Consider the following 16196-nt stretch of genomic DNA (forward strand, 5'->3'; position numbering starts at 1 on the left):
TCAGTGCACCTCCCGGCGCTGCGGTGCCACCAGCAGTGCGCCCGACGCGTCGAAGGCGTAGACCTGTGCCGGCTGCACATGCAGCGTGAGCGCGGCGCCCAGCTCGAACTCGTGCACGCCGGTGAGCTGCGCGACCAGCTCGCCCACCGCGGTGTGCACATGCACGAAGGTGTCGGAGCCGGAGATCTCCGCCAGCTCCACCCGGCCGGGCAGCGCCAGGTCGCCCGGGCGCGCGTCCGGCCGCAGCGCGCTGGCGCGGATGCCCAGCGTCAGCGCGCGGCTTGTCTGGCGCGGCAGGTCCACGGCGACCACCGCCCCGTCCTGCAGGCGCGCGCCGCCGTCGGCCACCTCGGCGGCCAGCAGGTTCATCGGCGGGTCGGAGAAGGCCCGCGCCACCCGCAGCGAGGCCGGGCGGTGGAAGACCTCGGCGGTGGGCCCGTACTGCAGCAGCTCGCCCTGGTCCATCACCGCGGTCCAGCCGCCCAGCAGCAGCGCCTCGCCGGGCTCGGTGGTGGCGTAGACGACGGTGGAGTCGCCGGCGGCGAACAGCGCCGAGAGCTCCTCGCGCAGCTCCTCGCGCAGCTTGTAGTCGAGGTTGACCAGCGGCTCGTCGAGCAGCATCAGCGGCGCGTTCTTGGCCAGCGCACGCGCCAGCGCCACCCGCTGCTGCTGCCCGCCCGAGAGCTCGGCGGGCAGGCGGTCGAGAAAGACGTCGATGTGCAGCCGCTCGGCCAGCTCTTGCACCCGCCGGTCGATCGTCGCCTTCGGCACCCTGTGCAGCTTCAGCGGCGAGGCGATGTTGTCGCGCACCGTCATCGACGGGTAGTTGATGAACTGCTGGTAGACCATCGCGACGTTGCGCTCGCGCACCGGCAGGCCGGTGACGTCCTGGCCGTCGACGCGGACGTGGCCGCGGTCGGGCCGGTCGAGCCCGGCCATGATGCGCATCAGGCTGGTCTTGCCGGCCTGGGTCGCGCCCAGCAGCACCGTGACCGTGCCCGCACGCAGGTCCAGGTCCATCGGATGCAGCCAGGTCTCGGCGCCGACGGTGCGGCCGATGCCTTCGAGCCTCAGCTCCATGGGTTCACCTTCTTCATGATGGCGTTGTCTCTCTCGTCGTCGTTGTCGGGAAATCAGTGATCGAGGCCGCGCGCGGCCATCCAGCGCGCCACCGCCTCGCGCTCGGCCGCGCTGAAGTGCAGCCCGAGCTTGCTGCGGCGCCACAGCACGTCCTCGGCGCTGTGCGCCCACTCGTGGCGGATCAGGAAATCGAGTTCGGCCTCGTGCAGGCCGGGCGCGATCTCCGCGCCCAGGTCGGCCACGGCGGTGGCGGTGCCCAGCACGCCGTCGACCCGGCTGCCGTAGGCGCGCGCCAGCCGGCGTGCCAGCGGCGCCTCCAGCCAGGCATGGCGCGCGCGCAGCTGCACGACGAAGCGCTCGAAGTCGGTGTCGGGGCGCTGCGGCGGTCCGATCCAGGCGCTGAGATCGCCGCCCGGCAGATGCGCCGCGGCGGTCCAGGCCGGGCGGCTCTGGCCGAGCAGCCGGCCGATCTCGCCGGCGGCGTCTTCGGCGAGCTTGCGGAAGGTGGTGATCTTGCCGCCCCAGACGCTCAGCAGCGGCGCGCCGCCGTCGGTGTGGGCCTCCAGCAGGTAGTCGCGCGTCACGGCCGACGGATCGCCCGAGGCGTCGTCGAGCAGCGGGCGCACGCCGGCGTAGTGCCAGACCACGTCGGAGGGCGCGACCGCGCGGGTGAAGTAGCGGCTGGCCTGCTCGCACAGGTAGGCGATCTCGCCCGCGTCGATGCGCGCCCGCGCCGGGTCGCCTTCGATCTCCTGGTCGGTGGTGCCGATCAGCGTGAAGTCGCGCTCGTAGGGGATCGCGAAGATGATGCGCCGGTCGGGGTTCTGGAAGATGTAGGCGTGGTCGTGCTCGAAGCAGCGCGGCACGACGATGTGCGAGCCCTTGACCAGGCGCAGGCTCTTCGTCGCCAGCGTCTCGCCGGCGGCCGGCCGCGCCACGCCGCGCAGGAAGCTCTCGGCCCACGGGCCGGCGGCATTGACCAGCAGGCGCGCCTCGACCGTGCGCGCAGGACCGCCGTCGGCCGGCTGCAGCACCGCGCGCCAGCCCTGCGCGCCGCGCTGGGCCGACACCACCCGGGTGCGCGTCAGCACCTCGGCGCCGCGCTCGCGGGCGTCCAGCGCGTTGAGCAGCACCAGGCGCGCGTCGTCCACCCAGCCGTCGGAGTAGACGAAGCCGCGGGTGTAGCCCGCCTTCAGCGGCGCGCCGGCCGCATGCGTGCGCAGGTCGATCGCGTGCGAGCCCGGCAGCACCTCGCGCCGCGCCAGATGGTCGTACAGGAACAGGCCGATGCGGATCATCCAGGCCGGGCGCATCGACGGGTCGTGCGGCATCACGAAGCGCAGCGGCCACATGATGTGCGGGGCGCTGCGCAGCAGCACCTCGCGCTCCTGCAGCGCCTTGCGCACCAGGCCGAATTCCTGGTGCTCCAGGTAGCGCAGGCCGCCGTGGATCAGCTTGGTCGACGACGACGAGGTGTGCTGCGCCAGGTCCTCGGCCTCGGCCAGCAGCACCCGCCAGCCCCGGCCGGCGAGGTCGCGGGCGATGCCGGCGCCATTGATGCCGCCGCCGACGACCAGCACGTCGAAGGTGTCCGCGGTCGCGCCGGCCGGAGCCGTGCGCGCTGGCGATGATGGATTCAAGAAGGTCTCCTCGGGCGGGCCGTCGCCGGTCGTCGGGCGGTGGCCGCGTTCTGGTTCTGCGGTGTTCTTTTTTCTTTTTATGCGATCGGAAGTTCGTTTGCAAGATGGTTTCCCATCGTTTGCTTTCGTTTTTGATGCGAATAGAGTTCGGCCACGTTCGCTTCTGATCATCCCGCGAAGCGTGTCGCGGTGTCAGCCGCGGCCCGGCACCGCGCCGCGACAATCCCGCGCATGACTCCGAACCCCCGCCAATCCGAACTGCTCGACGAGGTCCGCGCCCGCGGCGTGATGACGGTCGAGGCGCTGGCCGAGCGCTTCGGCGTGACGCTGCAGACGGTGCGCCGCGACGTGAAGCTGCTGGCCGAGGCCGGGCTGCTGGCGCGCTTCCACGGCGGCGTGCGCCTGCCGATGTCGACCACCGAGAACATCGCCTACCGCCAGCGCCAGGACCTGCATGCCGAGGCCAAGCAGCGCATCGCGCGCGCGGTGGCCGCGGCGGTGCCCGAGGGCTGCTCGCTGCTGATCAACCTGGGCACGACCACCGAGGCGGTGGCGCGCGAGCTGCTGCGCCACCGCGGCCTGCGGGTCATCACGAACAACCTGAACGTCGCCGCCATCCTGGCGGACAACCCGGACTGCGAGGTCATCGTCGCCGGCGGCGTGGTGCGCCACCGCGACCGCGGCATCGTCGGCGAGGCGGCGGTGGACTTCATCGGTCAGTTCCGGGTCGACATCGGCATCATCGGCATCTCCGGCATCGAGCCCGACGGCACGCTGCGCGACTACGACTACCGCGAGGTCAAGGTCGCGCAGGCCATCATCCGGCAGAGCCGCGAGGTCTGGCTGGCCACCGACCATTCCAAGTTCAACCGCCCGGCGATGGTCGAGATGGCGCGCATGCCGCAGCTCGACCGCCTGTTCACCGATGCCGAGCCGCCCTCGCCCTACGCGGCGCTGCTGGCCGAGGCCGGCGTGCAGCTCGACATCGCGCGCTGAGGGCCGCGACCCCACGACAACGACCGTCCGAGGAGACTTTCCCATGACCTATCTGCTGGCCCTGGACCAGGGCACGTCGAGCTCGCGCAGCATCGTCTTCGACGAGCACGGCCGCATCCGGGCGATGGCGCAGCGCGAGTTCCGTCAGCACTACCCGCGCCCGGGCTGGGTCGAGCACGATCCGATGGAGATCTGGCACAGCCAGCTCGAGACCGCGCGCGAGGCGCTGCAGCGCGCCGGGCTGCAGGCCGGCGACATCCGCAGCATCGGCATCACCAACCAGCGCGAGACCACGCTGGTGTGGGATCGACGCACCGGCCGGCCGATCCATCCGGCCATCGTCTGGCAGGACCGCCGCGCCGAGCCGCTGTGCGCGCAGCTGCGCGAGGCCGGTCACGGCGACTGGGTGCGCGAGCGCACCGGGCTGGTGATCGACGCCTATTTCTCGGCGACCAAGATCCGCTGGCTGCTCGACGAGGTGCCGGGCGCGCGGGCGGCGGCCGAGCGCGGCGAGCTGGCCTTCGGCACGGTCGACAGCTGGCTGCTGTGGCAGCTCACCGGCGGGCGGGTGCATGCCACCGACGTCAGCAATGCCGCACGCACCCTGCTGCTCGACATCCGCACCCAGCGCTGGGACGCGGAGCTGCTGGCCCTGTTCGACATTCCGGCCAGCCTGCTGCCCGAGGTGCGCCCGAGCAGCCATGTGTTCGGCGAGACGCTGCCGGAGCTGCTGGGCGCGGCCATTCCCGTCGGCGGCATGGCCGGCGACCAGCAGAGCGCCCTCTTCGGCCAGGCCTGCCTGTCGCCGGGCCAGGCCAAGAACACCTATGGCACCGGCTGCTTCATGCTGATGCACGCCGGCGAGCGCTTCCGCGCCAGCGAGAACGGCCTGGTCACCACCAGCGCCTGCCGCACCGGCGGGGCGCAAGCGCCGGAGTTCGCGCTGGAGGGCAGCGTCTTCATCGGCGGCGCGGTGGTGCAGTGGCTGCGCGACGGCCTGCGCGCCATCGAGTCCAGCCACGAGGTGCAGGCGCTGGCCGCCAGCGTGCCCGATGCCGGCGGCGTCCTCATGGTGCCGGCCTTCACCGGGCTGGGCGCGCCCTACTGGGACGCCGACGCGCGCGGCACCATCGTCGGCCTGACGCGCGGCACGACGATGGCCCACATCGCCCGCGCCGCGCTGGAGAGCATCGCCTTCCAGAGCGCCGCGCTGCTGCAGGCGATGAGCCGTGATGCGGTGGCCGCCGGCGGCGAGCCGGTCAGCGAGCTGCGGGTCGACGGCGGCGCCTGCGTCAACGACCTGCTGATGCAGTTCCAGGCCGATCTGCTCGGCATCCCGGTGCTGCGCCCGAAGGTGATCGAGACGACCGCGCTGGGCGCGGCCTTCCTGGCCGGGCTGTCGGCCGGCGTCTGGCGCGATCCGGCCGAACTCTCGGCGCTGTGGCAGGCCGATCGGGTCTTCCACCCGACGCTGCCGCGCGAGCGCGCCCAGGAGCGCATGGCGCAGTGGGAGCGCGCGGTGCGCCAGGCCTGCGCGCGCTGAGCCGGGCGGGTCGGGCCGGAGCTCCGGCCGCGGCTAGACTCCGGGCACACGGAGAGAACACGCCGATGATCGAGCCCGACCACCCGGATTTCGAGGACCTGCGCACCGCGGTGCGCCTGCTGGAGGCGCCGTCGCTGACGGTGCGCATCGCCCATCTGGCCGGCACGCCGCTGGATGCGCTGATGCGCCGCCTGCCCTCGGGCGCGCGCGAGCGCATCGATGCGCTGGTGCATGCCGCGCTGCACAAGGCGGCGGACGCGGCGCTGTGGAGTCTGGACGGGCGGGCGGCAGGCGCGCCTTCCAACCGCATGCACAAGGCGCTGGCGGCGGCCGCCGGCGCGGTGGGCGGGGCCTTCGGCCTGGGCGCGCTGGCCGTGGAGCTGCCGGTCACCACCACGCTGATGCTGCGCTCGATCGCCGACATCGCCCGCAGCGAGGGCTTCGATCCCGAGGATCCGGAGACCCGCCGCGCCTGCCTGGAGGTGCTGGCCTTCGGCAGCCCGGCCGAGCGCGACGATGCGGCCGAGTCGGGCTACTACGCCGCGCGCGGCTTCATGGCCGAGGCGACGCAGACGCTGGCGCGCGAGCTCTCGGCCATCGCCGCCCGCAGGGCCGCCGGCAGCACCTCGGGCGCGGCCGGATCGCTGATGGCCCGGGTGATCGAGGTGGTCGCCTCGCGCTTCGGCCTGGTCATCACCGAGAAGGTCGCCGCCCAGGCGGTGCCGGTCCTCGGCGGCCTGGCCGGCGCGACGCTCAACACCCTGTTCACCGGCTTCTACCAGGAGATGGCGCGCGGGCATTTCATCGTCAGGCGGCTGGAGCGCCGGCATGGCGCGGACGTGGTGAGGGCGCAGTACGAGCTGCTGCGCGCGGCCCGATGAGCCGCTAGACCGCCGGACCGCGGCGCATGTCCGTCTCCCCACACGACCCCGGTGCGGTCGCCCGGGCGCTGCACGAGGCCTGGCAGCGCCTGCAGGACGCGGCCGCACGCGAGGCCGCCGCCGCCAGCGGGCTGGAGGCCGCGCTGCAGGCGCCCGCCGAGGCGATCGCGCGGGCGCTGCGGCAGCTGGGCCTGCTCGAGGCGCTGACGCCGGTGCAGCGCACGCTGGTCGGCGCCGAGCCGGCCGGCCACCAGCTGGTGCTGGCCGGGCCCGGGGCCGGCAAGACCCGCGTCATCGCGCACCGCATCGCCTGGCTGCTGCAGGTGCGCCAGGTCGCGCCGCGCCAGATCGTCGCGCTGGCCTTCAACCGAGGCGCGGCGGCCGAGCTGCGCCAGCGCCTGCAGCAGCTCGTCGGCGAGACCGCGCGCGGCGTCACCGTGCTGACCCACCACGCGATGGCGCTGCGGCTGACCGGCGGCCGCCTGGCCGGCAGCGAGCGCGACGACGCGCCGATCGACTTCGCACGCCTGCTCGACGACGCGGTGGCGCAGCTGCGCGGCGCCGCGCACCCGCCGCAGCCGGCGCACCTCTTCGTCGACGAGTACCAGGACATGAGTCCGGCACAGTACGCACTGGTGGCCGCGCTGACCGGGCCGCACACCCGGCTGATGGCGGTCGGCGACGACGACCAGACGATCTACGGCTTCGGCGGCGCCAGCATCGAGTTCATCCGGCGCTTCCGCCAGGACTACGCGCCGGTGACCACGACCTTCCTGGTCGAGAACTTCCGCTCCAGCGCGCACATCCTGGCGGTGGCCGCGCGGCTGATCGCGCCGGCGGCCGAGCGCATGAAGGGCGACGACGCGCCGGTGCGGGTGGCCGATCTGCGTGCGCACGAGCCGCCGGGCGGGCGCTGGCAGGCGCTCGACGCCGAGGACGGCCGCGGTCGCGTGCGCCTGATCGATGCGCCGGCCGATGCCACCCGCCAGTCGGCGCTGGTGCTCGACGAGGTGCGCCGGCTGCTGAGGCTCGATCCGGCGCTGCGGCCCGGCGACATTGCGGTGCTGGCGCGCACCCGGCGCACGCTGGCGGCGCTGCAGGCGCTGTGCCTGCTCGAGGGCCTGCGCTGCGAGCTGGTGCCGCGGCCGCAGGCACCGACGCGGCTGACGGTGCTGCACACCCGCGAGGGCCACCGGCTGCTGGAGCTGCTCGAGCGCGCCGACCGCCCGGTGCGGCGCAGCGCCGGCCTGGTGCGCTGGAGCGCCGCGCAGCTGCGCCGCCGTCCGGGCCATCCGGTCTGGCAGGACCTGCACCTGCTGGCCAGCGAGCTGGCGGCGGCGGTGGCGCCGCGGCTGGCCGCGACCGAGCTGGTCGAGCGGCTGCACGAGCTGGCCCGCGAGACCCGCCGCGCCGGCAGCGCGCAGGCGCTGCGGCTGATGACGGCCCATGCCGCCAAGGGGCTGGAGTTCCGCCATGTCGTCGTCATGGACGCCGACGACTGGCTGCCGGGGGACGACGAGCGCCGGCTGCTCTATGTCGCCGCGACCCGCGCGGCCGAGACGCTCGCGCTGATGCGCGCGCGGCCCTCGCGCCACGGCCTGCTCGACGATCCGGGGCTGCAGGCGCTGGAGGCGGTGCAGCGCCTGAGCCCGCCGGTGCCTGCCGGCGAGGTGCCGGCGCCGCGCCACATGCTGGCGATCAGCCCGGCCGACATCGACCTCGGCCACGCCGGGCGCATGCCGCCGGGCCACCGGCTGCACCGGCGCCTGGCCGGGCTGGAGGCGGGCGACCCGGTCCGGCTGATCGGCCGGCGCATCGAGAACGCCCGCGGCGAGCTGGTCGGCCAGCTCTCGCGCCGTGCGCAGGCGCTGGAGCAGCGCGCCCGCCCGCCGGGCCTGCCCGGCCGTGTCACCGCCATCCTGGTGCGCCACCGCGAGCAGGCCGGCGAGGCCTTCCGCGCCGACCTGCACTGCACGCGCTGGGAGGTGCCGCTGGTGGAGGTGGTGGTCACGGACGTGCCGCCGGGAGAGGGGCGGTGAAGCTGGCGCATCGCCCGGACCTGTCCCGCCTGGTGATGCGCCGCGCCGCCCGCGTCGGCCTGATGGCGGTGCTTCTGGCCCTGGTCATCGGCCTGCTGCGCATCGACGAGGCCATCGAAGAGGAGGTCGAGGCGGCGAGGCATCTGGCCGAGCTGTCCGTTCGACTGCTCCATATCGAGACACTGACCGACGATGGCGCCATCGGTGCGCTGCGCGCCATCCAGGACGGCCATGCGCTGCGCCATCTGGCGCTGCGCATCGTCGACGAGCGGGGCCGCGTGCTGCTGGAGCCGCCCGCGCCGCGCACGGCGCCGGGGCCGGTCGATCTGCTGGCGCAGTGGCACCGGCGCTGGAGCCCGCTGCTGCCGCCGCCGAGCGTGGGCTGGCAGCTCCGCCGGCCTGACGGTCAGACCTGGACGCTGTCGCTGCAGCCCACGCCCGACGGCGAGCGCCGCGAGGCCGTGGCCGACTTTCTGGGGCTGTTCCTGGTGCTGCTGGCCTGCATTGCCGGGCTGCTGCTGGTCATGCGCTGGAACGTGCGGCGCTCGCTGGCGCCGCTGGGCCACCTGCTGGCGGCGATCGACGGCATCGAGCACGGCCAGCGCGCCGAGGTTCGCCATCTGCCGGAGATGCCCACCCGCGAGCTGGCCTCGATCGCCGCGGCGCTGCGCCATCTGGCTGAGGCGCTGGAGGTGGCCGAGTCCCGCCGCCGGCTGCTGAGCCAGAAGATGCAGACGCTCCAGGAGGACGAACGCGCCCGGCTGGCGCGCGAGCTTCACGACGAGTTCGGCCAGCGCCTGACCGCGCTGCGCTTCGACGCCGCCTGGCTGGCGCGCCAGCTCGCCGACCAGCCCCGCCTGCTCGAGGTGGTGCAGGCCATCTCGCGCCACGGCGCGGAGGTGCAGCGCGACATCCGCGACCTGCTGGTGCAGCTGCGCCCGCTCGGACCGCTGGCCGACGGCGCGTCCGCGACGCTGAGCCCGCAGCGGCTGCAGGAGCTGCTCGAGCCGCTGGTGCGCAGCTGGCAGCAGGCGCCGCATGACGGACTGGAGGCGACCGCCTTCTCGCTCGCGATCGACATCGATGCGGCGGCGCCCGCGCTGCCGCGCGATCTGGTGCTGGCGCTCTACCGGCTCAGCCAGGAGGCGCTGACCAACGCGGCCCGCCATGCGCACGCGCGCCGGGTGGCGCTGACGCTGCGCATCGGCCCTGACGAGGTGCTCTGGTCGGTGCAGGACGACGGCCGCGGCCTGGGCGATGCGGCCGCGGCGATGCAGCGCGGCAACGGCCTGGGCGGCATGCAGGAGCGGGTCTGGGCGCTGGGCGGACAATGGCGGATCGTGGAGGCCTCGCCTCCCGCGCCGGGGCTGCACCTGCAGGCCCGGTTGCCTCTGTCCCCCTCTGGAACCGCCGATCCCGCCCCATGATGTCCGCCCGACTCCACCTCGCCATCGCCGACGACCATGCCATCGTGCGCCTGGGCTACCGACGGCTGCTGGAGGGCGAGCCGGATCTGGCGGTGGTGGCCGAGTACGCGGACGCGGACGCGGCCTGGACCGACCTGAAGGGGCGCCGGCCCGGCGAGATCGACCTGCTGATCCTCGACCTGTCGATGCCCGGGCGCAGCGGGCTGGACCTGCTGCGCCAGCTCCAGGAGGCCCTGCCCTGGCTGAAGGTGCTGGTCTTCACGATGCACGACACCCCGGCGCTGCGCCAGCAGTGCCAGCGCGCCGGCGCGACCGGCTTCCTGGGCAAGTCGAGCGACCCGGAGGCGCTGATCGAGGCGGTGCGCCGGATGATGCACGGCCAGGCGCCGCAGCCCGACATCCCGCCGCGCCGCGCCGCCGCCACGCCGCACGAGCAGCTCACCGCACGCGAGCACCAGATGCTGCTGCTGCTGCTGACCGGCCAGCCGCTCGAGCAGATCGCGCGCGACATGGGCGTCAGCGACAAGACCGTCTCGAACTACCAGACGGCGATCCGGCAGAAGCTGGGTGTCTCCAGCGCGGTCGAGCTGATCCGCTATGGCCAGCAGCATGGGTTGATGCCCTGAGGCCGGACTGTCCCATGACGGGACAGTCGCCCCGGACAGACCCTGTGCCGGGAAGTTTTCCCTGTCGCCGGGCCGGGGGGCTGAGCAACATGACGACATCGTTCTTCACGTTTCCACGCCAAAGACACCATGTCGTCCCGTTCCTGCCTCCGTCTGCGCGCACCGGCCCACGCCGTCCTGCTGCTGTGCGCCAGCCTGTCCGCCGCCGCCCAGACCCTTGAGCCCTCGCCATCCCCCCGCGCCGAGCTGCCGCGCGTCGAGGTCCGCGCCACGCCGCAGGGCGGCGCGACGCTGCGCCGCGACCAGATCGCCGCGCCGGTGCAGACCGCCAGCGACGCCGACCTGCAGCGCAGCGGCGCGCTCTCGCTGGGCGACTTCCTGCAGAGCCTGGGCAGCGTCCACCTCAACGAGATGCAGGGCAACCCGCTGCAGCCCGACGTCAGCTACCGCGGCTTCACCGCCTCGCCGCTGCTGGGCACGCCGCAGGGGCTGTCGCTCTATGTCGACGGCGTGCGCCAGAACCAGCCCTTCGGCGACACCGTCAGCTGGGACCTGATTCCGCGCTCGGCGGTGGCGGGCATGACGCTGATGCCCGGCTCGAACCCGCTGTTCGGCCTCAACACCCTCGGCGGCGCCCTCGCGGTGACGACCAAGACCGGCCGCAGCCACCCCGGCACCGCGGTGCAGGCCGAGGTCGGCAGCCACGGCCGGCGCGGCCTCGAGATCGAGCACGGCGGCTCGAACGCCGAGGGCTGGGACTGGTTCGGCACCGGCCGCAGCTGGCGCGAGGACGGCTGGCGCGACCATTCCGCCTCCTGCATCGGCCAGGTCTTCGGCCGCGTCGGCTGGCGCGACGGCCGCACCCGCATCAGCGCCTCGGTGGCGCATGCCGAGAGCCGCCTGAACGGCAACGGCCTGCAGGAATCCCGGCTGATGGCCAGCGACTGGAGCAGCGTCTACACCTGGCCCGACGAGACGCGCAACCGAGCCACCGGCGCCACGCTGCAGGTCGAGCATGACCTGAGCCCGGCGCTGACGCTGGGGGCGACCGCCTACCTGCGCGGCCAGCGCACCCGCACGCTCAACGGCGACGTCAACGAGGGCTCGCTCGACCAGTCGGTCTACACGCTGTCGGCCGCCGACAAGGCGGCACTGACCGCCGCCGGCATCGCCTACCCGAGCACCACGATCACGGCCGCCAGCACGCCCTTCCCCTACCTGCGCTGCATCGCGCAGGCGCTGCAGGGCGACGAGCCCGGCGAGAAGTGCAACGGCCTGCTCAACCACGGCAGCACCGACCAGGACAGCGCGGGGCTGACGCTGCAGGCTTCCGGCCGCCAGGGTGCCCACCGCTATGTCGTCGGCCTGGGCTGGGACGGCGCGCGCGCCGCCTACGGCCAGTCGACCCAGCTCGGCTATCTGAACGCGGACCGCAGCGTGACCGGCGTCGACGCCTGGGCCGACGGCGTGAGCGGCGGCGACGTCGACGGCGTGCCGCTGGACAACCGCGTCAGCCTGGTCTCGCGCACCCGCACCACCAGCGTGTTCGCCTCCGACACCTGGTCGCTGCGCCCGGACCTGCACCTGACGCTGTCGGGCCGCTACAACCGCACCCATGTCGTCAACAGCGACCGCATCAACCCGGGCGCGGGCGCGGATTCTCTCGACGGCGACCACCGCTACGCGCGCTTCAACCCGGCGCTGGGCCTGGCCTGGAGCGTCACGCCGAGCCTGGGCGCCTACGCCGGCCTGAGCGAGAGCAGCCGCACGCCGACCGCGATCGAGCTGGGCTGTGCCAACCCGGACCGCCCCTGCCGCCTGCCCAACGCGATGGCGGGCGACCCGCCGCTGTCGCAGGTCGTCACCCGCACCGCCGAGATCGGCCTGCGCGGCCGCCTGGACGAGCGCACCGAGTGGCAGGCGGGCGTCTTCCGCGCCGACAACCGCGACGACATCCTGTTCGTCGCCGACGACCAGGCCGGCTATGGCTACTTCCGCAACATCGAGCGCACCCGCCGCCAGGGCCTGGAGCTGGGCGCGGCCCACCGCACCGGTCCGTGGCGCCTGAGCGCGAACTACACCTGGCTGGACGCCACCTTCCAGAGCGACGAGACGCTGGGCGGCTCGGCCAACAGCAGCAGCACGCCCGGCGGCGGCCTGGAGGGCACGATCGACGTCCGCAAAGGCGACCGCCTGCCGCTGATCCCGCGCCAGATGCTCAAGCTCGCGGTCGGCTGGCAGGTGACGCCGGCGCTGGAGCTGGAGCTCAGCGGCGTGGGCATCGGCGGCAGCCTGGCGCGCGGCAACGAGAACGGCCAGCACCAGGCCGACGGCAAGTACTACCTCGGCTCGGGCCGCAGCGCGGGCTACGCGGTGTTCAACCTCGGCGCCTCGTGGACGCCGACGCCGGGCCTGAAGCTGTTCGCGCAGGTCGCCAATCTGGCCGACCGCCGCTACAGCACGGCCGCCCAGCTCGGGGCGACGGCGTTCACCGCCAGCGGCGCCTTCCAGGCCCGCCCCTACGGCGGATCGGCGGCGGCCGGCTATCCGCTGCAGTCCTCGACCTTCTACGCCCCCGGCGCCCCGCGCAGCCTGACGGTGGGCTTGCGCTGGGAGATGGATCCGGTCTGATCGATCTGGTTTGAACGTTCAAACCCTGTGCGGGGCGTGTCAGCGCGCTTCAGGGCGCGGCGGCCAGCAGCTGCCGGGCGGCGTCGCCCAGCGCCTGCGCCTCGGCGGTGCACAGCCGCAGGCGCCGCTCGAACCACGGCGTCAGATCGGCCTGCGCGTCCTGGGCGGGCCAGATCGCGGCGGCATCGCCGGAGAGCGGGGCGGCGGACGCGGCCGGGTCGGTCGACCCGTCCGGCTGCAGCGTCTGCCGGCACTGCGCCACCATCGCCTGCAGCGCCGGCGCGATGCGTCCGGCGTCGAGCTGGGCCGAGCGGCGATGGAGCGTCTGCTGCACCGTGCCGAGCAGCGCCATCAGCGTGTAGCCGTGCGAGAGCAGCGCCTCGAACGGGGCCTCGGGCACCCGCGCCCAGCGGGGCTCGGCCCGGGCGCGCTGCGCCGAGGCGGCCAGCGCGCCCAGCACCGCATAGGCGCGCGCGCGGCTCTGGCGCTGGCGCAGCTGCGCCGCCGCATCGGCACCGACCTCGCTGATCTGCCGGGCGTGGTCGGCGAGCGCCTGCAGCACCGCGGCGGTCTGGCGCCGCAGCGTCCGGCGCTCCCAGGAGGGCAGCACGAAGCAGGCCGCCCAGGCCAGCAGCGCGCCGATCGCGGTGTCGGCCAGCCGCTCGGCCAGCGCGGGATGGCTGCCGGGCTGCACCATCAGCGGCTGCAGCAGCGCCATCAGCGTCGCCGCGGTGGCGGTGACCAGGTAGCGGTCGATGACGTTGGCGTGCGCGGTGCCGACCGCGACCAGGAAGATCCACGGCAGCCAGTGCGGCCGGTCCAGCGCCATCAGCGCCGCGGTCAGCAGGCAGCCCAGCACCGTGCCGAGCAGGCGCTGGTTGCGCCGCGCCAGCGTCTGCTCCAGGTTGCCGCGCAGCACCACCGCCACGCTCAGCAGCAGCCAGTAGGGATGCGTGCGCCACGGCAGCACCTGCGCCAGCAGCCAGGCGCCGGTGCAGGCCAGCGTCGCGCGCAGCGCATGGCGCAGCACCGGCGAGTCCAGGCGCAGGTGCGGTCGCAGCGCCGCCAGCGGCCAGCCCTCGGGCGAGACGAAGAGCTGCAGCGCCTGGGGCGCCAGCCGCGCCGGGCGGTCCGGCCCGCCGGCGCGCTCGACCATCGACTCGACCTCCTCGAGCAGATGGGCCATCCGGGCGCCGACCGTCTGCACCAGCGGCCGGCGCGGATCGTCGGCCGCCACCGGCACCGCGGCCAGCGTCCGCAGCAGGCGCGCGCGCAGCGCCGCGGCCTCGAAGCGCGGCCGCACGCCGGGCCGGCCGACGGCGTCGGCCAGCTGCTCCAGCGCATCGGCGGCCGGCCGCAGCGCCGCGGCCAGCGCCGCGCGCCAGGCCGCGGCCGGGGCGTCATGGCCGATCTGCGCCAGATCGAGCCGGCTGGCCAGCAGCAGGTCGCGCAGCTCGATGAGCTGCAGCACCAGGTCGGTCAGCCGGCGCGAATGAGCCGAGGGCCGCGCGGCGAAGACCAGGTCGCGTGCGGCCTGCAGCGTCTCGGCCAGCGTCACGTCGTCGCGGATCGAGGCCTGCAGCAGCGCCTCGTCGGCCGGCTCCGACTGCGCGATGCGCTGCGCCCGCGAGCGCAGCCGTGCCGCCACCGCGCGCAGCGCCTGCGCGGTGGCCAGCTCGCGCCAGCGCCGGCGCAGCAGATGGCTGCACAGCTGCGCCCAGCCGGCATAGGCCAGCGCGCCGGCCAGCGTCCAGCCGGCATGATGAAGCGCTGCGCCCGGATCGGCCGGCACCGGCCCGGCCAGCGCGAAGACCAGCGACAGCGTGCCCGAGAAGGCCAGCGCTCCGGCGCGCGGTCCCCAGGCCAGCGTCATCTGCGTCAGCAGCGTGACCCCGGCCACCAGCAGCGCCATCGTCCAGGCGTCGGCACGCCACAGCGTGGTCGCCAGCGTGACCGCGCTGACCAGCAGCGCCGCCGGCAGCATCCGCCGCCAGGTGCGCTGCGGTGCGTTGGGCACGTCGGGCAGGCTGGTGCAGACCGCGCCGCCGCTCATCGCCAGCGCCACCGCCGGGCCGCCCAGCAGGCCGCCGGCCAGCTGGATCAGTCCGACGCCCAGGGCCACCGCGGCCCCGTTCAGGGCCCGTGCGGGCCAGCGGCGCGGATCGCGCCACGAACTCAGGAAGGACATCACCCGGGCGAGTGTGCCAGAGGCGGCCGGCCCGGCCGGACCCGGGGGCGTGTCCGGATCCGTGTCAGACCGAGCGGAACAGCGGGCTGCGCACCCGCTGGGCGTCGGCGGCCGACAGGAACTGCTCGGTGTGGATGTCGCGCTCGAACAGCCGGCCCTGCATCAGCGTCGACACCGCCGCCTCCACCATCGCCGGCGGGCCGCAGAGATAGGCCTTCAGGCCGCGGAAGTCGCCGTCGAACAGGTCGCGCGCGGCTTCGTGCGCCCAGCCGCGCAGGCCGCGCCAGGCGCTGCCCTCGGGCTCGTGCGACAGCACCGGCAGGTAGCGCAGCCGTGCCGGATCGGCCTCGGCGCGCGCGATCCAGTCCTCGTGCTCGTAGAGTTCTTCTCGGCAGCGCTGGCCGACCACCAGCGTGATCGGCGGGCCGTCGCCCTGTTCGAGCAACTCCAGGATCATGCTGCGCGGGCTGGCCAGGCCGGAGCCGCCGGCGATGAAGAGCATCGGCCGCGCCGCCGAGGTGCGCACGAAGAAACGGCCGTAGGGCCCGGCGAGATCGAGCGTCATGCCCGGGCGCAGCGTGTCGTGCAGCCAGCCGGTGCCCGCGCCGCCGGGCACGCGGCGCACCTGCAGCGCGATGCGCGCCGTGTCGCGCGAGAGCGACGGCGGCGAGGCGATCGAGAAGGCGCGCCGCGACGCCAGCCCCGGGATCGCCAGGTTGATGTACTGGCCGGCCTGGAAGTCGATCGGCCGGTCCAGCTGCAGCGTCAGGCCCAGGATGGTGGGCGTCAGCGCCTGGCGGGCCAGCACGGTGGCGCGGAAGTCCTCGACCGGGATGACGCGCGCGTCGGCGTCGACGTCCAGATCGGCCTCGATCACCGCGTCGGACTGCAGCGTCGCGCAGCAGGCCAGCGTCCGGCCCTCCTCGCGCTCGAAGTCCATCAGCGCGAAGGGCGAGGCCTCGCCGTGGTCGACCTCGCCGTCGAGCACGCGCACCTTGCAGGTGGCGCACAGCCCGTGGCAGCAGGCGTGGGGCAGCCAGAGGCCGGCGCGCAGGCAGGCGTCCAGCACGGTCTGGTCCGGCGCGACCTCGAGGGTCTGGCCGGTCGGTTCGATGCGCAGCTCGAAGCTCATGGATCAGGCTCCT

At 74.3% G+C, this 16196-nt stretch carries 11 protein-coding genes; 7 read left to right on the top strand and 4 right to left on the bottom strand.

Going from position 1 to position 16196, the window contains the following annotated elements; translation table 11 throughout:
• Together HNQ01_RS02310 and glpD are read right to left on the bottom strand one after the other, a co-directional pair.
• Positions 1 to 1080 (bottom strand): ABC transporter ATP-binding protein, encoded by a 1080-nt coding sequence (locus HNQ01_RS02310; RefSeq protein ID WP_173803722.1) that lies wholly within the window; start codon positions 1078 to 1080, stop codon positions 1 to 3.
• Between the two features lie 53 nt (positions 1081 to 1133).
• Complete coding sequence (gene glpD / locus HNQ01_RS02315) at positions 1134 to 2720, bottom strand: glycerol-3-phosphate dehydrogenase (RefSeq protein ID WP_286180420.1); 1587 nt, start codon at positions 2718 to 2720, stop codon at positions 1134 to 1136.
• Between the two features lie 231 nt (positions 2721 to 2951).
• Between glpD and HNQ01_RS02320 the strand changes: the two genes are divergently transcribed.
• The 7 genes from HNQ01_RS02320 (at position 2952) to HNQ01_RS02350 (ending at position 12863) form a co-directional block, all read left to right on the top strand.
• Positions 2952 to 3716 (top strand): DeoR/GlpR family DNA-binding transcription regulator, encoded by a 765-nt coding sequence (locus HNQ01_RS02320; RefSeq protein WP_173803724.1) that lies wholly within the window; start codon positions 2952 to 2954, stop codon positions 3714 to 3716.
• A 43-nt stretch (positions 3717 to 3759) separates the two neighbouring features.
• Positions 3760 to 5259: a glycerol kinase GlpK gene (gene glpK, locus HNQ01_RS02325; RefSeq protein ID WP_173803725.1), complete on the top strand. Its 1500-nt coding sequence runs from the start codon at positions 3760 to 3762 to the stop codon at positions 5257 to 5259.
• Positions 5260 to 5324: 65 nt separating this feature from the next.
• Complete coding sequence (locus HNQ01_RS02330) at positions 5325 to 6140, top strand: EcsC family protein (protein ID WP_173803726.1); 816 nt, start codon at positions 5325 to 5327, stop codon at positions 6138 to 6140.
• A 26-nt stretch (positions 6141 to 6166) separates the two neighbouring features.
• Positions 6167 to 8179 (top strand): UvrD-helicase domain-containing protein, encoded by a 2013-nt coding sequence (locus tag HNQ01_RS02335; RefSeq protein ID WP_173803727.1) that lies wholly within the window; start codon positions 6167 to 6169, stop codon positions 8177 to 8179.
• Complete coding sequence (locus HNQ01_RS02340; protein WP_173803728.1) at positions 8176 to 9606, top strand: sensor histidine kinase; 1431 nt, start codon at positions 8176 to 8178, stop codon at positions 9604 to 9606. Before HNQ01_RS02335 ends, HNQ01_RS02340 begins: the two co-directional genes overlap by 4 nt.
• Positions 9606 to 10232 (top strand): response regulator transcription factor, encoded by a 627-nt coding sequence (locus HNQ01_RS02345; RefSeq protein WP_286180421.1) that lies wholly within the window; start codon positions 9606 to 9608, stop codon positions 10230 to 10232. Before HNQ01_RS02340 ends, HNQ01_RS02345 begins: the two co-directional genes overlap by 1 nt.
• A 129-nt stretch (positions 10233 to 10361) precedes the next feature.
• Positions 10362 to 12863: a TonB-dependent receptor gene (locus HNQ01_RS02350; RefSeq protein ID WP_173803730.1), complete on the top strand. Its 2502-nt coding sequence runs from the start codon at positions 10362 to 10364 to the stop codon at positions 12861 to 12863.
• A 49-nt stretch (positions 12864 to 12912) separates the two neighbouring features.
• On the opposite strand, the gene HNQ01_RS02355 is transcribed toward HNQ01_RS02350, so the two are convergent.
• Together HNQ01_RS02355 and HNQ01_RS02360 are read right to left on the bottom strand one after the other, a co-directional pair.
• Positions 12913 to 15051: an FUSC family protein gene (locus tag HNQ01_RS02355; RefSeq protein ID WP_173803731.1), complete on the bottom strand. Its 2139-nt coding sequence runs from the start codon at positions 15049 to 15051 to the stop codon at positions 12913 to 12915.
• 64 nt (positions 15052 to 15115) lie between these two features.
• On the bottom strand, positions 15116 to 16183 hold the full coding sequence (locus HNQ01_RS02360) for an NADH:ubiquinone reductase (Na(+)-transporting) subunit F (protein ID WP_173803732.1): 1068 nt from the start codon (positions 16181 to 16183) through the stop codon (positions 15116 to 15118).
• Positions 16184 to 16196: the final 13 nt, after the last annotated feature.

The organism is Sphaerotilus uruguayifluvii, assembly GCF_013294065.1.
GTDB lineage: Bacteria > Pseudomonadota > Gammaproteobacteria > Burkholderiales > Burkholderiaceae_C > Sphaerotilus > Sphaerotilus uruguayifluvii.